13 protein-coding genes are annotated in these 18,180 nt (G+C 70.4%); 6 read left to right on the top strand and 7 right to left on the bottom strand.

Annotated elements, in window-relative coordinates:
- The first annotated feature begins 97 nt into the window (after positions 1-97).
- Complete coding sequence (locus tag ABS52_00765; GenBank protein ODT05261.1) at positions 98-2,110, top strand: hypothetical protein; 2,013 nt, start codon at positions 98-100, stop codon at positions 2,108-2,110.
- A 103-nt stretch (positions 2,111-2,213) separates the two neighbouring features.
- Here the strand turns inward: ABS52_00765 and ABS52_00760 are convergent, their stop codons facing one another.
- The 6 genes from ABS52_00760 to ABS52_00735 all read right to left on the bottom strand — a co-directional run bounded on the left by ABS52_00760 (position 2,214) and on the right by ABS52_00735 (position 12,301).
- Entirely contained in the window at positions 2,214-4,205 is a 1,992-nt protein-coding gene (locus ABS52_00760; protein ODT05260.1) for a hypothetical protein, read from the bottom strand.
- A gap of 85 nt (positions 4,206-4,290) precedes the next feature.
- On the bottom strand, positions 4,291-4,971 hold the full coding sequence (locus ABS52_00755) for a hypothetical protein (GenBank protein ID ODT05259.1): 681 nt from the start codon (positions 4,969-4,971) through the stop codon (positions 4,291-4,293).
- A 120-nt stretch (positions 4,972-5,091) separates the two neighbouring features.
- The gene (locus ABS52_00750) at positions 5,092-6,666 is read right to left on the bottom strand and encodes a phosphoglycerate dehydrogenase (GenBank protein ODT05258.1); all 1,575 of its coding nucleotides are present in this window, start codon (positions 6,664-6,666) and stop codon (positions 5,092-5,094) included.
- Between the two features lie 99 nt (positions 6,667-6,765).
- Positions 6,766-7,935, bottom strand: a complete 1,170-nt coding sequence (locus tag ABS52_00745; GenBank protein ID ODT05409.1) for a phosphoserine aminotransferase — start codon at positions 7,933-7,935, stop codon at positions 6,766-6,768.
- A gap of 287 nt (positions 7,936-8,222) precedes the next feature.
- Positions 8,223-9,827 (bottom strand): hypothetical protein, encoded by a 1,605-nt coding sequence (locus tag ABS52_00740; protein ID ODT05408.1) that lies wholly within the window; start codon positions 9,825-9,827, stop codon positions 8,223-8,225.
- A gap of 356 nt (positions 9,828-10,183) precedes the next feature.
- Entirely contained in the window at positions 10,184-12,301 is a 2,118-nt protein-coding gene (locus ABS52_00735) for a hypothetical protein (protein ID ODT05257.1), read from the bottom strand.
- Between the two features lie 99 nt (positions 12,302-12,400).
- Between ABS52_00735 and ABS52_00730 the strand changes: the two genes are divergently transcribed.
- From ABS52_00730 to ABS52_00715, 4 genes are all read left to right on the top strand, one after another.
- A complete protein-coding gene (locus ABS52_00730) occupies positions 12,401-13,147 on the top strand; it encodes a hypothetical protein (GenBank protein ID ODT05256.1) in 747 nt (248 codons plus the stop codon).
- A 119-nt stretch (positions 13,148-13,266) separates the two neighbouring features.
- Positions 13,267-14,817, top strand: coding sequence for a peptidase M28 (locus tag ABS52_00725; GenBank protein ID ODT05255.1), 1,551 nt, complete (start codon positions 13,267-13,269; stop codon positions 14,815-14,817).
- A gap of 37 nt (positions 14,818-14,854) precedes the next feature.
- On the top strand, positions 14,855-15,811 hold the full coding sequence (locus ABS52_00720; protein ODT05254.1) for an RNA polymerase subunit sigma-70: 957 nt from the start codon (positions 14,855-14,857) through the stop codon (positions 15,809-15,811).
- Between the two features lie 80 nt (positions 15,812-15,891).
- The gene (locus tag ABS52_00715; protein ID ODT05407.1) at positions 15,892-16,353 is read left to right on the top strand and encodes a hypothetical protein; all 462 of its coding nucleotides are present in this window, start codon (positions 15,892-15,894) and stop codon (positions 16,351-16,353) included.
- A gap of 92 nt (positions 16,354-16,445) precedes the next feature.
- Here the strand turns inward: ABS52_00715 and ABS52_00710 are convergent, their stop codons facing one another.
- The gene (locus tag ABS52_00710; protein ODT05406.1) at positions 16,446-16,883 is read right to left on the bottom strand and encodes a hypothetical protein; all 438 of its coding nucleotides are present in this window, start codon (positions 16,881-16,883) and stop codon (positions 16,446-16,448) included.
- A 237-nt stretch (positions 16,884-17,120) separates the two neighbouring features.
- Here ABS52_00710 and ABS52_00705 point away from each other — a divergent pair, with 237 nt between their 5' ends.
- Positions 17,121-18,023 carry a hypothetical protein gene (locus ABS52_00705; protein ODT05253.1) on the top strand — a complete coding sequence of 301 codons (903 nt, stop codon included), beginning with the start codon at positions 17,121-17,123 and terminating at the stop codon, positions 18,021-18,023.
- Positions 18,024-18,180 lie beyond the last annotated feature (157 nt).

Genomic DNA, 18,180 nt, shown 5'->3' with positions numbered 1-18,180 from the left:
CCTGGTGAACCGGGGGGAGCCGTTCCTTGGCCCGGGGCTTGCGACGGTTTCCGGGGGTGGGCAGGCTATCGATGCTAACGGCTCAGGAGGGGGCACGATGAGGAGTCCGTGGGTGGTTCTGGCGTTGGGGGCGGCGGTGATCCTGGTTGGGTGTGACGACGACACCGTCCTGTCCGGGCCTTCGACGGTCGGCCTGTCGCTCACGGTGTCGCCCCGTCTCGACACCATCTTCGCGGCCGACACGACGGCTCCGGGCGACACGGTCCGCCTCCTGGCGCGCGTCCGCTCGGCGGCCACCGGCGGCGCGGTGACCGGGGTCGCCGTGAGCTGGACGACCTCGGACGCCGCCGTCGCCACGGTCGATGCGAATGGGCTGGTGAGTGCCCGCGGGCATGGGAATGCGACCATCTCGGCAGATCTTGCCGGGAAGCAGCAGGTCAAGGCGACCATCGTGGTCGCCCAGCGAACCCAGAGCATCTCGGTCACTCCCGCTACCGCATCGATCTTCGTCGATGATCCCATCGTGGTGGGCGACACGGTGCGCCTGCGCGCCGTGGCGCGGGACCGTGACGGGGTCGTCGTGACCGGGACCACCATCACATGGCGGTCGTCGGCGCCGGCGATCGCGACTGTCGACGGCGCAGGGGTGGTTCGTGCCGTCGCGCTCGGGACGGCGACCATCACCGCCACCGGGGGCGGGGTGTCCGGGAACGCGGCGGTGCAGGTCAGGACGCTGGTGAAGTCGGTGGCGGTGACGTCGCCGGTGGCGCAGGCGCTCGTCTCCGACACCGTGCAGCTGACGGCTAAGGCGACCGGACAGAACGATCAGTCGATGGGAGGGCGCCGCTTCACCTGGCAGTCGTCGAACCTCGCGGTCGCGACGGTGGATTCCACCGGGCGCGTCCTCCTGGTCGGGGCCGGGACGGCGCAGGTGACGGCGACGTCGGGCTTCGTCTCCGGGAGCACGAGCATCCAGGTGCTGCCGAGGGCGATCATGTCGCTCGATGTGGGCACCGACTTCTCGTGCGGGGTGGCGAACCTGGGGCGGGGGTATTGCTGGGGGATGGGTGAGCGCCAGCGACTCGGAGTGCAGGCCGATTCGCTCTGCCACGGGACGATTGCACCAGTCGACACTGCGTGCTCGATCAGCCCCCGTCGCTTCGCTCCCGCCGTGACCTTCGCCTCCGTGAGCGTAGGTGGGACGTCGGCGTGCGGGATCGGAAGCGATTCGTACGTCTATTGCTGGGGAGAGCCTGACCTCGGCCAGCTCGGCGACGGGAAACGAGGGACGCCGGTGAGCGATTTCGTCGTCCGCGCCACCGTCAACAGCGTCCGCTTCAAGTCGGTCACCGTCGGCGGCGCCCACGCCTGCGCCATCTCCACCACCGACACCGCCTACTGTTGGGGTGCCGATGCGAGCGGCCAGCTCGGCGATGCCCGCCGCATCAACAGCACCACCCCGATCCCGCTGGCCGTTGGGTTCGAGACGTTCAAGTGGTCGCGCCTGAGCGCGGGGGAGTCGCACACCTGCGGCGTCTCCACGAGCGGCAGCGCGTACTGCTGGGGTGAGAACTCCTCTGGCCAGCTCGGCAATGGCGCCGTCGCTCCCATCGCCGACACGCCGCAGAGCGTGGCGGGCGGCGCGACCTTCACCGAGATCTCCGCCGGCGGCCGCCACACCTGTGGCATCGCCACGGGGGGAGACCTGTACTGCTGGGGGGCAAACGACAGCTTGCAGCTCGGCACCTCCACGACGCCGAACGTCGTGTCGAACACGCCCCTCCTCGTCCCCGGCATCTCCAACGTCGTGCAGGTGAGCGCCGGCGCCAACCACACCTGCGCCATCGTCCAGGGGGGCCAGGCGTACTGCTGGGGCTCGGCCAGCTGGGGGCAGGTGGGGAACGGCACGACGAGCGGGATCGTCACCTCGCCTACGCAGGTGTCGGGTGCCCAGCAGTTCCGCTCCATCAGCGCCGGCCTCCGCCACAGCTGCGGCATCGATACGTCCAACACCTCCTGGTGCTGGGGCTCCAACGTCTTCGGCGCACTCGGCAACGAGTTGCAGGCGGCGGTCCGCGCCACGCCGCAGCGCGTGGCCACGCCACGATGATCGCCGGCGCCGCGTAGTCGCACGCGGCGACGATCGCCAGATGCAAGAAGGCCCGCGCAGCATCCCGCGCGGGCCTTCGTGTCATCCGGGCGCCTGACGGCGATCAGCTCGTGACCGAGAGATCCTTGATGGCGTCCGACAGCTTGCGCATGCGGCCGGCGTCGCACGACCCGGCGGCCTCGCCGGCCAGCTGCGTCGACAGCGAGGTGAGCGTCCCCTGACGCGCCGAACCGCTCGCCTTCTCCGCCTGCGACAGCGCCGCGCGCACCTCACCGATCCGCGACGCCGACAGGCACTTGTTGCGCTCCAGCTGGTCCACGTAGGCGCGCGCCAGCGCGAAGCTGGGAGGCCACACCAGCTTCGGCTGCCCCTGCGCGTTCAGGTAGTCCAGGTGCACGGTCTTGGCCGCGTCGATCTCGTTCTGCGTGAGGTACTGGCTCGGCGTGAGCTCCACGATGTCGAGCCCGCGCGCGATCTCGGAGCTCACGATGTGGCCGTTGTACCAGTACACGGACCACGAGCCGCCCATCTGCATCCGCAGCGAATCCACCGGGCCGCGGTCGTAGAAGGCGATCTCGTGCGGGTTCGACGGATCGGTCCAGTCGAAGACGGAGATCCCGCCCTGGTACCACGCCTGCACCATCACGTCGCGCCCCGGGATGGGGATGAGCGACCCGTTATGCGCGACGCAGTTCTCCTGCGCCGTCTGGGCCGCCGGGAGCTTGTAGTAGCTCTTGAACTCCATCTTCCCGTTGTTCAGGGTGAAGATGGCGTCGGCTCCCCACTCCTTCGGGTCCGACGCGCGGCACTTGGGAGCGCCGCCGCCCCCCCATTCGTCGGAGAAGAGGACCTTCGTCCCGTCGTTGTTGAACGTCGCCGAGTGCCAGTACGCGAAGTTGGAGTCGGCGGCCGCCGCAATGCGCTTCGGGTTCACCGGGTCGCGAATGTCGAGCAGGAGGCCGTATCCCTCGCAGGCGCCACCGGCCAGCCCAACGGCGGGATACACCGTGATGTCATGGCACTGCGTCGGGCCGGGACGCGGACGCCCGGGGGCGGCGCTCCCGCCCCCCATCATGCGGGCAATCACCGCCGGCAGCGCGTTGCGCAGCGCGGTGCTGTCGGCCGCCGTCGGGGCGCCGGCCCCGCCGCGCGACTTCACGATCGAGTCGAGCATCGGGCGCGTGAAGTTGGGCGGAAGGACGAACGACTCCCCTCCCACGTCGGCGATGAACGCCCCCTTGGCGCGGGCCTCCTCGATGGCCTTCTTGTCCTCGGGCGCCGCGCCGTGCCCCTTGGGGGCGGTGAGGTCCTCGAAGATGCGCGGGCTGGAGACGATGGCCGCCTGCTCGGGATGCGCGAGCGGGACCTTGATCACCTCGATGCGGAAGAGCGCCGAGTTGGGGTTCTTGTCCGGCGCCTCACGCACGCACCCGGGAAGCTCCTCACCCGAACGCACCGGGGCGGATCCGGACACATAGATGTAGACGTTCTCCTTGTCCTTCGGGTCCTCGAGCACCGTGTGCGTGTGCGACCCGCGGCACGTCTGCACGTTGGCGACGTTCTTCGGGTTGGCGATGTCGGTGATGTCGAAGATGCGGATGCCGCGCAGGCGGTCCTTGCTCACCGCCTCGTGCACCCCCTGCGTGCCGCAGTCGAGTCGCCCTTCCATCCCCTCGCCGGAGACGAAGAGAAGGTTCTTGTAGACCGAGACGTCGCTCTGCGACGCGGGGCACACGAAGCCGCGCACCAGCGTGGGCTTGGTCGGGTTCGAGATGTCCCAGACCTGCCAGCCGTTGTAGTTCCCCTGGATGGCGTACTTCCCCGTGAAGGCCAGGTCGGAATTGGTCTTCCCGGCGAAGTCCTTGGACGGTGACGTCCTGGAGAGGACGCGAAGGTTCGACACCGCCTCGCCGGCGTCCGTGAGTCCCGCGCGCAGGCCGACGCGTGGATCGGGCGTCGGGGAGGGCGCGGGCACGACCACCGCCGAGCGCGTGCACGCCGCCAGCGACAACGCGCCGATGGCGAAGGCCAGGGATGATGTGAGCGAGGGAGCCGACCGGCGTGACGGCCGGTGGGCCTGCAGCGGAAATGCCATGGTCCTGTTCCTCGTAGGGAGCGAAGTGTGACAGGTGACTGCGGAGGTGCTACGGCCAGCACGCGCATCGCGTGCCGTGGGACGGCTATCGCGGCGTCGGCGCCGGGCTCTCGATCTTGAGCATGAAGAGCATCCGCTCCATGCGCGCGATCTCGGTCGTCTGGTCGACGCTCACGTCGGAGGCGAACTTGAAGACAGTCTCGTCCTGGCCGGCGCCATCCTTGGCGAACAGCTCGTCGACCATCGTGATCGCCCCCTTGTGGTGCTGGATCATGTACGCCAGGAACAGCTGGTCGAACGCGGCGCCGCGCGCCGCGTCGAGCTCCCGCATCTGCTCGTCGCTGAGCATCCCGGGCATCAGCATCTCATGCTCCATCCCGCCCATCTTCATCTTCATGGGCATGGGCTTCGCCTCGGGGACCGGGAGGTTCCGGTCGCGCAGCCAGTGCTGCATGATGGTGATCTCGTCCTGCTGGGCGTTGATGATCCGCCCGGCGAGGGTGCGCACCGAGGCGCTGGCGCCGTGACTCTCCGCCCAGCGCGCCATCACGATCGCCTGGGCGTGGTGCCCGATCATCCCCGTCATGAAGTGGATGTCGGCCTCGGTGTACGGACGGCGGGTGCTGTCGGCGCGCGCGCGCGCCGCCGCGGCCGCATCACCCATCTGGTGGGGATAGGTCTCGGCGGTGCGCGCGGAACGGCTGCACGCGGCGGTCACGGCGACCGCGCCCACCAGACAGATCGAACGCAGGTGCATCGGCATCATTCCAGTCGTTCTCCCGCGGGCGCCGGCGTCGCCGGGCCCGCTCACGGTACCCGTGAACGATAGAAGGTACCCCGTACGGAGGGGATGGGGAGCCGAGTTTCGCGCGAAGATCCCGCCAACTCAGAAACGCAGCACCCGCACCACACGGACCTGCGGGAGGCGGCGCAGCTGCTCCTGCACGTCCTCGGGGACGACCTGGTCCACCCCCACGATCGCCACGGCGTCCTCGCCCGGCCCCAGCCGCCCGAGGTGGAAGGTCGCGATGTTGATCCGCGCCTGGCCCAGGATCGTCCCCAGCGCCCCGATGAACCCCGGTGAGTCGGAGTTGTTCACGTACAGCATGACGGGGAGGAAGGCGCCCTCGAGCGCCATCCCCTTCACCTCGACGATGCGCGGCGCCCCTCCCTGGACGGTCCCCGCCACCCGGTGCCACTCCCCGCCGGACCGGACCCCGATGCGAATGAGGGAGCCGTACGCCGAGACGACGTCGTGGCGGGACTCGGTGAGCGGGGTCCCCTTCTCCTTCAGGACGGCGGGGGCCGAGACGATGTTCACGTCGGGAAGGAGGGGGCGGATGATCCCCGCGAGGGCGGCGGCGGTGAGCGGGCGCGTATTGAGGCGGGCGACCTCGCCCTCGAACGCCACCTCGATGCCCTCCAGGTCGGCGCTGGCGAGCTGCCCCGCGAAGAGCCCCAGCCGCTCGGCGAGCGAGACGAAGGGGGTGAGGCGCGGCGCCTCCTCGGCGCTGATGGAGGGCATGTTGAGGGCGTTGGTCACCGCCCCGGCAAGGAGGTAGTCGCTCATCTGCGCCGCCACCTGCAACGCGACCTTCTCCTGGGCCTCGATGGTACTGGCGCCGAGGTGCGGGGTGGCGATGAAGTTGCGCGCCCCGAACAGGACGTTCTCCCGCGCCGGTTCCCTGGTGAAGACGTCGAAGCCGGCCCCCGCCACGTGGCCGCTGTCGAGCGCCGCGCGCAGCGCGCCCTCGTCGACCAAACCGCCCCGTGCCGCATTGATGATGATCACCCCGCGCCTGGTCCGCGCGAGCGCATCGGCGGAGATGATGTTGCGCGTCAGGTCGGTGAGCGGCGTGTGCAGCGTGATGGCGTCGGCGCGCGACAGCAGCTCGTCCAGCTCGGCCTTCTCCACGCCGAGCGCCAGCGCGCGCTCGGGCGAGAGGAAGGGGTCGAAGGCGATGACCTTCATCTTGAGTCCCAGCGCGCGCTCGGCGACGAGGGCGCCGATGTTGCCGCACCCGATCACACCGAGCGTCTTGCCGTGGAGCTCGACCCCCATGAAGCGCTCCTTCTCCCACTTCCCCGCCTGGGTGGAAGCGTTCGCCTCGCCGAGCTGGCGCGCGACGGCGAAGAGGAGGGCGATCGCGTGCTCGGCCGTGGTGATGCTGTTGCCGAACGGGGTGTTCATCACCACGATCCCGCGCGCGGTGGCGGCGGGGATGTCGATGTTGTCGACGCCGATCCCGGCGCGCCCGATGACACGCAGCCGCGATGCGGCGGCGATCACCTCGCGATCGGCCTTGGTGGCGGAGCGCACGGCCAGCCCCTCGTACATGCCGATGACCCGCAGCAACTGTTCCCTCGAGAGGTCGACCTTGACGTCGGCTTCGATGCCACGACGTGCGAAGATCTCGACCGCGGCGGGACTGAGTTCGTCGGCAATCAGTACTTTCGGCATGCGACGGCCACTTCCTTGCCCCGGCATGGGGCGATGGGCGCGGGGGGGGAGCGTCGTTGACCTTCCGGGCGCTGCCAGCCAGGACCTACATCGCGGGTGCTACCGCAGCCTGGCGATGGACTGCTCGAATGCCCAGTCGAGCCATGGCACCAGCGCCTCGACGTCGTGGCGCTCGATAGTGGCGCCACACCAGATGCGAAGCCCCGGAGGCGCCGAGCGATATGAGGCGGCATCGAGCGCCACCGCCTCCTGCTCCAGGAGCGAGGAGAGCGACCTGGCGAAGTCCGCCTGCGCGGCGGGGGCAAGGGTCGTCACCCGCGGATCGGTGACCTTGAGGCAGACACTCGTGTTGCTCCTGGCGGCGGGATCCTCGGCGAGGAAGTCGGCCCAGGGGGTGCGGGCGACCCAGTCCGCCAGCACCTGCGCGTTGGCGTCGGCGCGCGCGAGGAGCGCGGGGAGGCCGCCGATGGCCTCGGCCCACCGCAGCGCGTCGAGGTAATCCTCGGTGGCCAGGAGCGACGGCGTGTTGATCGTCGACCCCTCGAAGAGCTCCTCGTCGAGCCTTCCCTTCTTCACCATCCGGAAGATCTTCGGCAGCGGACGATCGGGGGTGTACGTGGTCAGCCGCGCCGCAGCGCGCGGGGAAAGGACGAGCATCCCGTGCGCCCCCTCACCGCCCAGCACCTTCTGCCAGGAGAAGGTCACCACGTCGCATTTCTCCCAGTCGATGCGCTGGGCGAAGGCGGCGCTCGTGGCGTCGTTGATGGTCAGCCCCTCGCGGTCGTCGGCGATCCAGTCGAATCCCGGGATTCGCACCCCGGCCGTCGTCCCGTTCTGCGTGAAGATGACGTCTGCTGCGCGCCGAGCCCGCGAGAAGTCGGGGAGCGCGCCGTAGGGACGTGCGAGATGGATGCGGCAGTCGGCGAGCTTGAGCTGCTCGGTGGCGTCGGTGATCCATTCCTCGCCGAAGGATTCCCAGGCGAAGATGTCGACGGGGCGCTGACCCAGCATCGACCACAACGCCATCTCGACGGCGCCGGTATCGCTGGCCGGGACGATGGCGATGCGATGACCGGCCGGGACTTCGAGGATGGCTCGCGTCCGATCGATCGCCTCCTTGAGCTTGGCCTTCCCGGATCTGGAGCGGTGGGAACGCCCGAGGAGCGCGCCGTCGAGGGCCTGCAGCGTCCAACCGGGGCGCTTCTTGGTGGGGCCGGACGAGAAGCGCGGGTCGGCCGGGCGGACGGCGGGACGGTTCGAGGCGGGCATGGCGACCATGGTGCACGGAGCGGGGGGCGACCGGCCACGGGGTGTGGCCCGCACCGCCTCGCGCGCGGGAATCATGGTGGCGAAAGGGCGCTCCCGGCAAGCAAGGGCGGACGCACCGCGCTAGGCGCCGCGCGCTCGCGGCGATCCCGCCGACAGCGCCGTTCACGATCCTCGTTCCGGCGTACGACGAGGGGGCATCGATTGGCGACACCCTACTCCAGCCGTCCGGGAATGCGCCATCGAAGGGCGGGGCCCAGGCCTGCGCCCTCCCGCTCCTCGCCGCCGCGTCAGGGAAAGAGCGGGGGCGCCTTCCGCTTCCTCGTCGCCTGCTCGAAGGCATAGGCCAGCGCCACCAGCTTCGGTTCGGCGCAGGCCGACGCCGTGAAGGTCACGCCAAAGGGCGCGGGCCTGGGTTCGAAGCCCGCGGGGAATGCCTGGTTCCCGGTTCCCGGCGGGACGGGGAGGAGGGCGTAGGGGACGGTGATCGACGGATACCCGGGGCGCGCCGCGATCCCCGCGCTGCTGACCCCGGGAAAGAGGAGGGCGTCGAGGCGGTGTGCCTTCAGGACGGCGTCGATCCCATTGGTCGCCGAGAGGAGGATGTCCTTGCGACGATCGGCCTCGTATCGCGCCCGGTCGCCCTGCAGCTCCATCTCGTCCGAGACGTCGAGGTTGGCCTGGCCGTACTTGATGGCCCCGGCACGCTGGTGCGCGATGTTCCATTGGCGGAGCGCGGTGAGCGACGGGACCGGGGCCCTGTCGCCGAGCGATGCGAGCCAGGCGTTGAAGTCGCGCTTCATCCCGTACTTGAAGGCGATGGAGCAGTCGGCATCGCGTCCCTTGGCGGCCTCGAGCCCGCCGCAGACGTTCCAGTTCAGGAAGTTGTTGCTGGCGACCGTGTCGACGACGCTCGGGATGTCGGCCGGGTCGACGATGGTGGCACCCTGCCGCGCGAGGACGGCGATGACTTCCTCCATCACCGCGCGCTGGGCGTCGGTGAGGCCGCCGCGCGCGTTGCTGCTGCCGGGGAGGGTGATGCGGTCGTAGAAGAAGGCGCGTGGAATTCCGATGCGCGCGCCTGCCAGCCCGCGCGGGTTCAGGAACTGCGTGTAGTCGCGCCCGGCCGGCGGGGGACAGGCCTTCGTCGCCGGGTCGTCGGGATCGGGCCGTGCTCCCTCCATGGCGCCCAGCATGACGGCCGCGTCGGCCACCGTGCGGGCCATGGGGCCGGGGGTATCCTGGTCGGCGGTGATGGGGATGACGCCGTGGCGGCTGATGCGCCCGACGGTGGGCTTGATCCCCACCAGCATGTTCTGGTGCGACGGGGAGAGGATCGATCCCGACGTCTCCGTCCCGACGTTCGCCGCCCAGAAGCTGACGTTGGTCCCCGCGCCCGAGCTCGAGCCGCCGGTCATCAGGACGGGGCGCCCGTCGAAGAAGGCCTCGCGCGGGTCGCGGCGCGGGTCCCAGGGGTTGAAGCCATAGCCGGTGAGCCCGTTGTAGTTGGCGGGCATCCCGCTGGCGATCCAGTTGGCGAGCTCCGTCAGCTGCGTCTTGGCGAGTATGATGACGCCGGCCTCGCGGAGGTTCCGGGTGAGCGTCGCCTCGTAGGGGGGGACGAGATCGGCGAAGGCGAGGGCGCCGCCGGTCGTCGGCATGTCGGTCGTGTGGATGTTGTCCTTCAGGGCGACCGGGATCCCGTGCAGCGGCCCGCGCACCTTCCCCTGCGCGCGCTCACGGTCGCGCGCGTCGGCCTCGGCCAGCGCGTTGGGATTGACCGTGATGATCGCGTTGAGCCGGTCCTCGTAGAGCGCGATCCGCGTGAGGTACGCGGTGACCAGCTGCCGCGAGGTGATGCGCCGCTCCTCGAGCGCGCGCCGGAGGTCGGCGATGCTCGCCTCGACGACGGAGAAGTCGGCCGCGGCCCGCTCGGGGGCATTGGCTCGCGGCTGCGCGTTCGCGCGCGCGCGTTGCTGGGCGGCGCCGGAGTGGATGGGCGTGACGCTCGCGAGGGCGACGAGCGCGAGGGCGGCGCGGAACCGGATGGCGTACTTCATGGCCGGCGTGGCAGGGGAGACGGTCGGGCGCAACGGCGCCCCGGCCACGATAGCGGCGCGCCCGGTGGGCGGCTAGGAGCGAACCGGAGGGGACGGGTGGGGGCAGGGGGCAGGGGGAGGCGGGGACGGGCGCACGGCCTCCGTCCCCGATTCGGCGCATCGCCGGCCACGAACGCCGGCCGCGCCCCACGTCAGTGCGCCGCCTGCGCCGCCTGCGCCGCCTTTCGCACCACGTCGGCGGCGCCGCGCAGCCGTTCCGCCAGCCGGGCCGCCTCGCGCCGCGCGACGATCCAGTCCTGCCGGTCCACCGCCTCACGCACGCCGGGGAGCTCGAGCGCGGCGTACGTGTACTTCGGCGCGTACAGGGCGTGCCGGAACCAGGGGCGTCCCGGGATCCCGCCGTCGAGAAGGAGCGCCTGCTCGACCACGCGCAGCGACTCGTTCAGAGCGGCGTTAGGCATTCCGCGCGCCGCCGCCTCCCCTTGCAGGGGCTCGAGCGCCGCCGCCGCGCCGGCCCAGTCGTCGGCCGCCGCGCGGAGCGCCGAGAGGTCGAGGCTGTCGGCGACCCCGGGGAGGGCGGCGAGCCCGCCGACGAAGCCGCGCACACGCGTGGCGTACGAGCGGAAGTCGAGCGGCAAGACGTCGGCGTTCGCCAGGCGCAATGCCATGCGCCCCCACACCTCGGCCATCGTCGTCATGTACCGGAACCCCGGGTCGCCGAAGTGCGCCATCCAGTAGTGGTTGTCGTAGATGGAGTGGTAGACGCCATACGGCCCGCTGAACGTCATGTCGACGATCGGGATGCCGAGGAAGTTGAGGAAGACGGTATAGTCCGAGCCCGACCCGAGCGTGTTGGTGGGGAGCGAATCCGCCGGCACCGGCGCCCCCGATTCCCTGGCCCCCCGGCTCCACGCCTCGAGCAGCGACGTGCCCGCAACGGGGTCGGTGACGTCGCGCGCCGTCTCCACGACCAGCGGGTTGAGGCTGGCCACCGCCGATGCCTCGAAGCGTGCGCCGCTGGTGGAGCCGTCCACGTTGAGGTAGGCGATGGCGCCGCGCCGCAGCTCGTCGGCCAGCTCCTCGCCCCACTCCGTCGACCCCGTCAGGTGCCATTCCTCCGCATCCCAGCTGGCGATCACCAGCGTGCGGCGCGGGCGATGCCCTTCCCTGACCAGTTGGCCGATCACGCGCGCCAGCTCCATCTGCGTCGCCGTCCCGCTGCTGGGATCGACCGCCCCGTAGACCCAGGCATCGTGATGGTTGCCGAGGATGACGAGCTTGTCGGGCTCGTCGCTTCCGCGGATGCGCGCCTCGACGTTGTAGATGGTGCGCTGCTTCCCATCCATCTTCACGTGCACACGCACCACGGCCGGCCCGGCGCCGACGCGATAGGTGAAGGGGAGCGCCCCCTGCCAGCCGGCCGGCGCGACGGGACCCGAGAGGTTGCGCAACAACGGCGTCGCATCGCGCGCCGAAAGCGGGACGGCGATGATGTGCGGCACCGACGGCGACTCCGATTCGCGGAGGCGCCGTGCCCCGGGGAGCGAGGCCCACCCCGGCGTGAGCGGGTCGCCAGAGGCCATGAAGTCGTACGTGATGGAGCCGCGCTGGAGGTGACTCTCGGGTCCCCACGGTCCATCGGGAAAGGTCAGGCCGCGACGGTACCCGTCCTCCTGCGGGTCCGAGTAGATCAGCATCGCCTTCACCCCCCGCTGCTCGGCGGTGAGCGCCTTGAAGCCGCGGTAGCTGTACGGATTGGAGTAGCGCACGAGTGCGATCTTCCCCTTCACGCTGATGCCGTGCGACTCCAGCCAGTCGTAGTCGGCGGGATTCCCGCTGTTGGCGTAGATCAACTCGCCGCTCACGTCACCCGACGCCGACATCCCCAGGTACGTCGTGCCGGGGTCCGCGCGCGTGTCGGGATCGACGGGTACGACGTCTTCCCGGAGCGTCGCCGTGTAGCGGACCGGCTGCTCCATCGACACCGAAATGCTCTCGGGGAACGGGAGGAGGACGTCGTACGAGCGGATGCGCACCTCCCATCCATAGCGGCGCATCCGCTCGGCGATGGCCTCAGCCACCTTGCGGTTGGCGATGGTCCCGGCGGGGTGCGGGACAGCGGTGAACTCGCGGAAGGCACGCCCCGTGGAGTCGCGGCTGAGCAGCGACGCGAGGCGCGCCTCGAGGGCAAGCTGCCGCGCCGCCCCCGCCGCCGAGAAGCCGCGGATGGGGCGGTCGTTAGGCGCCTGGGCGGCGCTCGCACCGGCCAGCAGCAGGAGGGGGGCGATGGCGGCGAGCCGCCGGCGCATTGCGCGCCGTGGCTTCGGGGTGCAAGCTGGCGGGGTCATGGAGACGATTCTACGCCATACCGGCAGGGCTCGAAAGACGAGGCCGCCCGGTGACTCGCCATGCGCATCGCCGCCCTCTACGACATCCACGCCAATGCCAGCGCCCTCGAGGCGGCCCTGAGCGTCGCCCGCGCGTCGAGGGCGGAGCTCGTCGTGATCGGCGGCGACGTGGTCCCCGGTCCCCTCCCGCGCGAATCACTCGACCTCATCGCATCGCTCGACCTCCCCGTCCGCTGCATTCGCGGCAACGGCGAGAGCGCCGTGCTCGCGCACCTCGCCGGCGAGGCACTGCCACACCTGCCGCCCAACGTTCGTGACAGCATTGCCTGGACCGCCGCGCAGCTGCGCCCTACCGACCGGGAGCTCATTGCTTCCTGGCCCCCAACGCTCCGCCTCGCGCTGCCGCTGCTCGGGGACGTCCTGTTCTGTCACGCCACTCCGCGCAGCGATACCGAGATCTTCACCCGCCTCACCCCCGACCGGTCGCTCCTCCCCATCTTCGACGCCGCGGCGGCGTCGCTCGTCGTCTGCGGCCACACGCACATGCAATTCGACCGCACCCTCGGCGCCACGCGTGTCGTCAACGCGGGGAGCGTCGGGATGCCGTTCGGGGCACCCGGGGCGTGGTGGCTCCTGCTGGACGAGACGGTGGAATTTCGCCACACGCCCTTCGACCTCGACGCTGCGGCAGCCCGCATCCGCGCGAGCGCCTACCCGCGGGCCGGCGACTTCGCCGACCGCCACGTCCTCCATCCCCCGTCCGATGAGGAGATGCTGGCGCTGCTGGAGCGCGGAAGCGTGCGGTAGGCCCGCGACCGCACCCGGGAGGGGGCGGCGATGCCCTCGGTCGCATCACCTGACCAGAACGGCGCGCACGCTATAGCATTGTCCTTCTCCAATCCCCGATCGCCATCCCGGAGCCCGCCGTGAACCGACTTCCGATTCGCCTGGCCTCGCTGGCGCTGGTCGTCGTTGCCGCCAGTGCCAGCGCGCAGTCCTTCCCGACCGACGACCCTGTCATCCGCCGCATCTGGGATGAGGGGATGACGTCGAAGTCCCGTGTGGCCGACCTGGCGCAGGCGCTGATGGATTCCATCGGGCCGCGCCTCTCGGGGTCACCGGCATTCCTGGGGGCGACGGACTGGGTCATGGCTCGCTATGCGGGATGGGGAGTCCCGGCCCGCAAGGAGCAGTACGGCACGTGGCGCGGGTGGCGACGTCGCTACACCCACGTCGACCTCATCGCCCCGCGCGAGCGCACGCTCGAGGGGACGATGCTCGCCTGGAGCCCCGGGACGACCAGGCCGGTCGAGGGCGACGTCATCGTCATCCCCGAGCTCGCCGATAGCGCGGCGGTGAGTCGCTGGCTCCCGAGCGTGAAGGGGAAGTTCGTCCTGGTCTCGGCGCCGGAACCGACGTGCCGCCCCGACGAGAACTGGGAGCGCCTGGCGCGACCGGCGTCGGTGGAGGCGATGAAGGCGGCGCGCGACTCGTCCAAGCGTTACTGGAACCAGCGGACCCAGCGCCTTGGCCGGACCCCCCACGCACTGCTCGAAGGCGCCGGCGCCGCGGGGATCCTCACGTCGCTCTGGTCGGCCGGCTGGGGGGTGAACAAGGTCTTCAGCGCCACGACGCGCACCACGCCCGTGCTCGACCTGAGCTGCGAGGACTACGGGCTGGTGCATCGTCTCGCCAGTCGCAATCAGGGGCCCCGCCTGCGGCTCGATGCCCGCTCCGAGGCACTTCCCGATGCGCCGATGTTCAACGTCGTCGCCGAGCTCAAGGGAACGGAGAAGCCCGACGAATATGTGCTCCTTGGCGCGCACCTCGACTCGTGGGACGGAGCGTCTGGGGCGACGGACAACGGCACCGGCACGGTGATGATGATGGAGGCGATGCGCCTGCTCAAGGCCGCCTATCCGAATCCCAAGCGCACCATCCTGGTGGGGCACTGGGGGGCGGAGGAGCAGGGACTCATCGGCTCGCGCGCCTTCGCCGAGGACCATCCCGAAGTGGTGAACGGGCTGCAGGCCGCCTTCAACCAGGACAACGGGACGTGGCGCGTGGAGTACATCCGCATGATGGGGCTCACCGGGGCGGCGCAGCACTTCGGACGCTGGTTCAGCGCCATCCCGGCCGAGATCGAGTCGCTCGTCGACCTCGACATCCCCGGCGTCCCCGAGACCGGGGGGAGCGACCACATGTCGTTCCTGTGCGCGGGGGCACCGTCGTTCCGCCTGCAGTCGAACTATCCTGACTACCGGCAGTACACGTGGCACACCAATCGCGACACGTACGACAAGCTGATCCTGGACGACCTCAGGAACAATGCGACGCTGGCGGCGATGCTGGCGTACCAGGCGTCGGAGGACCCGGGGCGGGTGGCGCGCGACAAGCGCGTCATGAAGGCGCCAGACGGGACCGACGTGCCGTGGCCACGCTGCCCCACGGCGCGGCGCACGCCACCACAGCGTTAGGCACGCCCAGGCGACCCTCATTCCCCGGACGGAGCGCATGACGTCCACCGCCTCCCCCTTCACCGCCGACGCCCTCGAGGCGCATCGCACCGCCATCACGGGGCACTGCTACCGCATGCTCGGTTCGGTGGTCGATGCCGACGATGCGGTGCAGGAGACGATGTTTCGGGCGTGGAAGGGACTCGGGCGCTTCGACGGGCGGTCGTCGCTGCGCACCTGGCTGTATCGCATCGCGACCAACGTGTGCCTCGACGCGCTGGCCGATCGCCCGCGACGCATGCGTCCCATGGACGAGCAGGGCGTGGGCACGGTCGACGACGAGCTCGTCGACCGCCCGCGCACGCACTGGCTCGAGCCGATCCCCGACGCCAGGGCGATCCCCGCCGATAGCGACCCTGCGGAGGAGGCCGTACTGCGCGAGAGCATCCGCCTGGCCTTCGTCGCGGCGCTGCAGCACCTGCCGCCGAAGCAGCGCGCGGTCCTCCTCCTCACGCAGGTGCTGGGGTGGTCGGCGGCCGAAGTGGCGGAGGCGCTCGACACGACGCCTCCAGCAGTGAACAGCGCCCTGCAGCGCGCGCGGGCGACGCTCGCCGGGCGCAACGTGGCACCGGTCCCGGGCCGCCTCACCGAGGAGCAGCGGGCGCTGGTGGCTCGATACGTCGAGGCGTTCGAGCGCTACGACGTGCAGGCGCTGGTGCAGCTGCTGCGCGAGGACGGGACGATGTGCATGCCGCCGTTCGCGCTCTGGCTGCAAGGACGCGAGTCGGTCGCGAACTGGCTGGCGGGGCGAGGGTGCGGCTGTCGCGGGTCGCGCCTGGTCGCCACGGCGGCCAATGGCGCGCCGGCGTTCGCCCAGTACCGGCAAGGCGGAAAGGAGCCGTGGTCGCTCATCGTCCTCGAGCTGGACGGCGACCGCATCGGGCACATGAACTACTTCCTCGACACGCAGACGCTCTTCCCGATCTTCGGGTTGTCGATGCGGCTGGAGGAGTGAGCGCGGCCCGCGTGCCGGCGCTCCCGTGGCGAGGGCCAGGTGCGCATGGCATCTTGCGGCACCGCGAACAGGGCGCGTCCATGACCGAGACCTTTCCCATCATCCCCGCACAACTCCGCCTGCTGGGCGTGGGGCTCCCGCTCCTGCTCATCCTGGTGGGGGTGTTCGCGCTCCTTGGCGCGTCGGCTCATGGCGCACGCGCCTCACGCTTCGAGGTCTCGAGCGAGGGGTTGCGGCTCCGTGGCGACCTGTACGGGCGCCTGGTCCCCGCGTCCGCCCTGCGCGTCGACGAGGCGCGCGCGGTGAACCTCCGGGTCGACACGGCGCTCGCGCCGAAGTGGCGGACGCTCGGGACCGCGGTGCCCGGGTACCGGTCCGGGTGGTTCCGCCTGCGCAACGGCGAGAAGGCGCTGCTGTACGTCACCGACCTGACGCGGGTCGCCTACGTCCCCACTACCCGGGGCTACAGCGTGCTGCTGAGCGTTCCGGATCCCGACGCCCTCGTCGCGAGCCTGCGGCGCGCGACGGGCGGCCGGCGTTAGGCATCCCCCGGCCGCGCGCGGGCGACGCGCGGGCGACGCGCGGGCGACGCACGGACTGCGCGCGGGCCGCGCGCCCGACCGGCACCGGGCGCCTAACGAATGTCGAACATGTAGCTGTTCATGTACTCGATGGTCGCCTCCGACTCCGCGACCCGGTGCGCGAGCACGTCGCCACTCGTCACCAGGCCGTGAAGGCCCGCGGCGCTGACCACCGGGAGGTGGCGGACCCGCCGCGACGACATGATGGCCGCGCATTCGTCGAGCGACGTCGCCGGCAGGCAGGTGATCACCTCCGGTGTGGCCACGTCGCCCACCTTGATCCGCGTCGCATCGAGCCCGGCCGCCACCACCCGGCGCAGGATGTCGCGCTCCGTGAAGATGCCGAGGATCTCCCCCTCCCCGCCCAGCACCAGGAGCCCCCCCACACCGTGCTGGTTCATGAGTTGCGCGGCGTCGATGACCGAGGCATCGGGACCGATCGCATGCACGTCGGTCCCCTTCCGGTCGAGCAGGTCCTGAACCGTCGCCATCGCGTTGTCCTCCGCTAGGGGGTACATCGATCGTACCGTCGCCGCCCGCCATGCGCCAGAGGAAAGCGCCTGCCGGTCCCGACCTGTGATCCGCCCCGTTCGCGCCAGTGGCATTCGCAGCACGACGAATCGGACCTGCCCGGATACCGGACTCCACGAGAATGTCCCAACGTCTCTCCACGAAACCGCCCCTCCTCGAGGGCGGCCTGAACAGCAGCACTTGGAAGGAGACGTCATATGTCTACCAATCGACTCTTCCGAATCGCGGGCGCGGTGGCGTTTGCCACCATCGTGGGCGCCTGCGTGGACGATCCCACCGCGCCATTGGCAGCGCGAGTGGGCACCAGTGTGCCAGCGCTCGCGGTGACCGGCGGCCCGGATCTCGGTGACTGGCGGTCGTTCCAGGGCGAAGTGTGGATCTGCAAGGACGCCAACACCACGGGGACGTCGTTCGACCTCGACTGGTCGGTCTCGACCTACCTCGGCGCGCCGCTCGTGAACGGGACGGTGACCGTCCCGGCCGGCGGGTGCGTGATGGCCGTTCACCTCGATACGGTGAGCTCGGTGCGCGTGCATATCGATGTCACCGAGCATGCGTTGCCGCCCGACTGGGCGCTGACCGGCATCAACATCGACTACGGGACCGGATTCCCGGGGACGGTGGACATCCCGGTCGTCAACCTGACGGCGCGGACGATCACCGGTGTGCACGCGAGCAACGATTTCGGCGTGCAGATCACCTACTTCAACACGTACACGCCGCCAGAGACTCCCGCCTGCACGTATACGCAGGGATTCTGGAAGAATCACCAGGAGCTCTGGGACACGAATGGCGAGATGGTCGTGTGGACGGGGCAGCTGTTCTTCAACTCGGGGGTGACGTATGCCGAGATCTTCGACATGCCGCCCGCAGGGGGGAACAGCTACCTGAAGCTGGCGCACCAGTACATCGCCGCCAAGCTGAACGTCAACGTCCTCGGCGATCCCGCGGTCAACGCGTACATCGCACAGGCAGAAGCGCTCTTCGCAGGACAACCCGCGGGCTCGTACTTCATCAAGAGTGCGGCCTGGAACCTGCTCGCGGAGCGGCTGGGCGACTACAATGAAGGCCTGATCGGCCCAGGGCACTGCGACTTCTAGCGATCAGGTCGCCAGGATGCATGCAAGGGGGAGCCGAACGGCTCCCCCGATTGCATTCCGTCCGGTGCGCGCGCAACGCACGAATGCAGGCGGGAGCGGCCACCTCGGGGCGCGCGTCGCCGTGCGCTCCACGTCATTGACAGTCATGCCGAGCCGC

It is taken from the genome of Gemmatimonadetes bacterium SCN 70-22 (assembly GCA_001724275.1).
Lineage (GTDB): Bacteria > Gemmatimonadota > Gemmatimonadetes > Gemmatimonadales > Gemmatimonadaceae > SCN-70-22.
Note: the sequence above shows the minus strand (reverse complement) of the source record. Positions and strands in the feature narration are given on the sequence as shown.

What these genes read in the sequence shown, in the direction of transcription:
- ABS52_00715 (ODT05407.1), top strand. Translation starts at nt 15,892, where the DNA reads ATGACCGAGACCTTTCCCATCATCCCCGCACAACTCCGCCTGCTGGGC.
- ABS52_00765 (ODT05261.1), top strand. Translation starts at nt 98, where the DNA reads ATGAGGAGTCCGTGGGTGGTTCTGGCGTTGGGGGCGGCGGTGATCCTG.
- ABS52_00750 (ODT05258.1), bottom strand. Translation starts at nt 6,666, where the DNA reads ATGCCGAAAGTACTGATTGCCGACGAACTCAGTCCCGCCGCGGTCGAG.
- ABS52_00760 (ODT05260.1), bottom strand. Translation starts at nt 4,205, where the DNA reads ATGGCATTTCCGCTGCAGGCCCACCGGCCGTCACGCCGGTCGGCTCCC.
- ABS52_00755 (ODT05259.1), bottom strand. Translation starts at nt 4,971, where the DNA reads ATGATGCCGATGCACCTGCGTTCGATCTGTCTGGTGGGCGCGGTCGCC.
- ABS52_00735 (ODT05257.1), bottom strand. Translation starts at nt 12,301, where the DNA reads ATGCGCCGGCGGCTCGCCGCCATCGCCCCCCTCCTGCTGCTGGCCGGT.
- ABS52_00710 (ODT05406.1), bottom strand. Translation starts at nt 16,883, where the DNA reads ATGGCGACGGTTCAGGACCTGCTCGACCGGAAGGGGACCGACGTGCAT.
- ABS52_00730 (ODT05256.1), top strand. Translation starts at nt 12,401, where the DNA reads ATGCGCATCGCCGCCCTCTACGACATCCACGCCAATGCCAGCGCCCTC.
- ABS52_00720 (ODT05254.1), top strand. Translation starts at nt 14,855, where the DNA reads ATGACGTCCACCGCCTCCCCCTTCACCGCCGACGCCCTCGAGGCGCAT.
- ABS52_00745 (ODT05409.1), bottom strand. Translation starts at nt 7,935, where the DNA reads ATGCCCGCCTCGAACCGTCCCGCCGTCCGCCCGGCCGACCCGCGCTTC.
- ABS52_00705 (ODT05253.1), top strand. Translation starts at nt 17,121, where the DNA reads ATGTCTACCAATCGACTCTTCCGAATCGCGGGCGCGGTGGCGTTTGCC.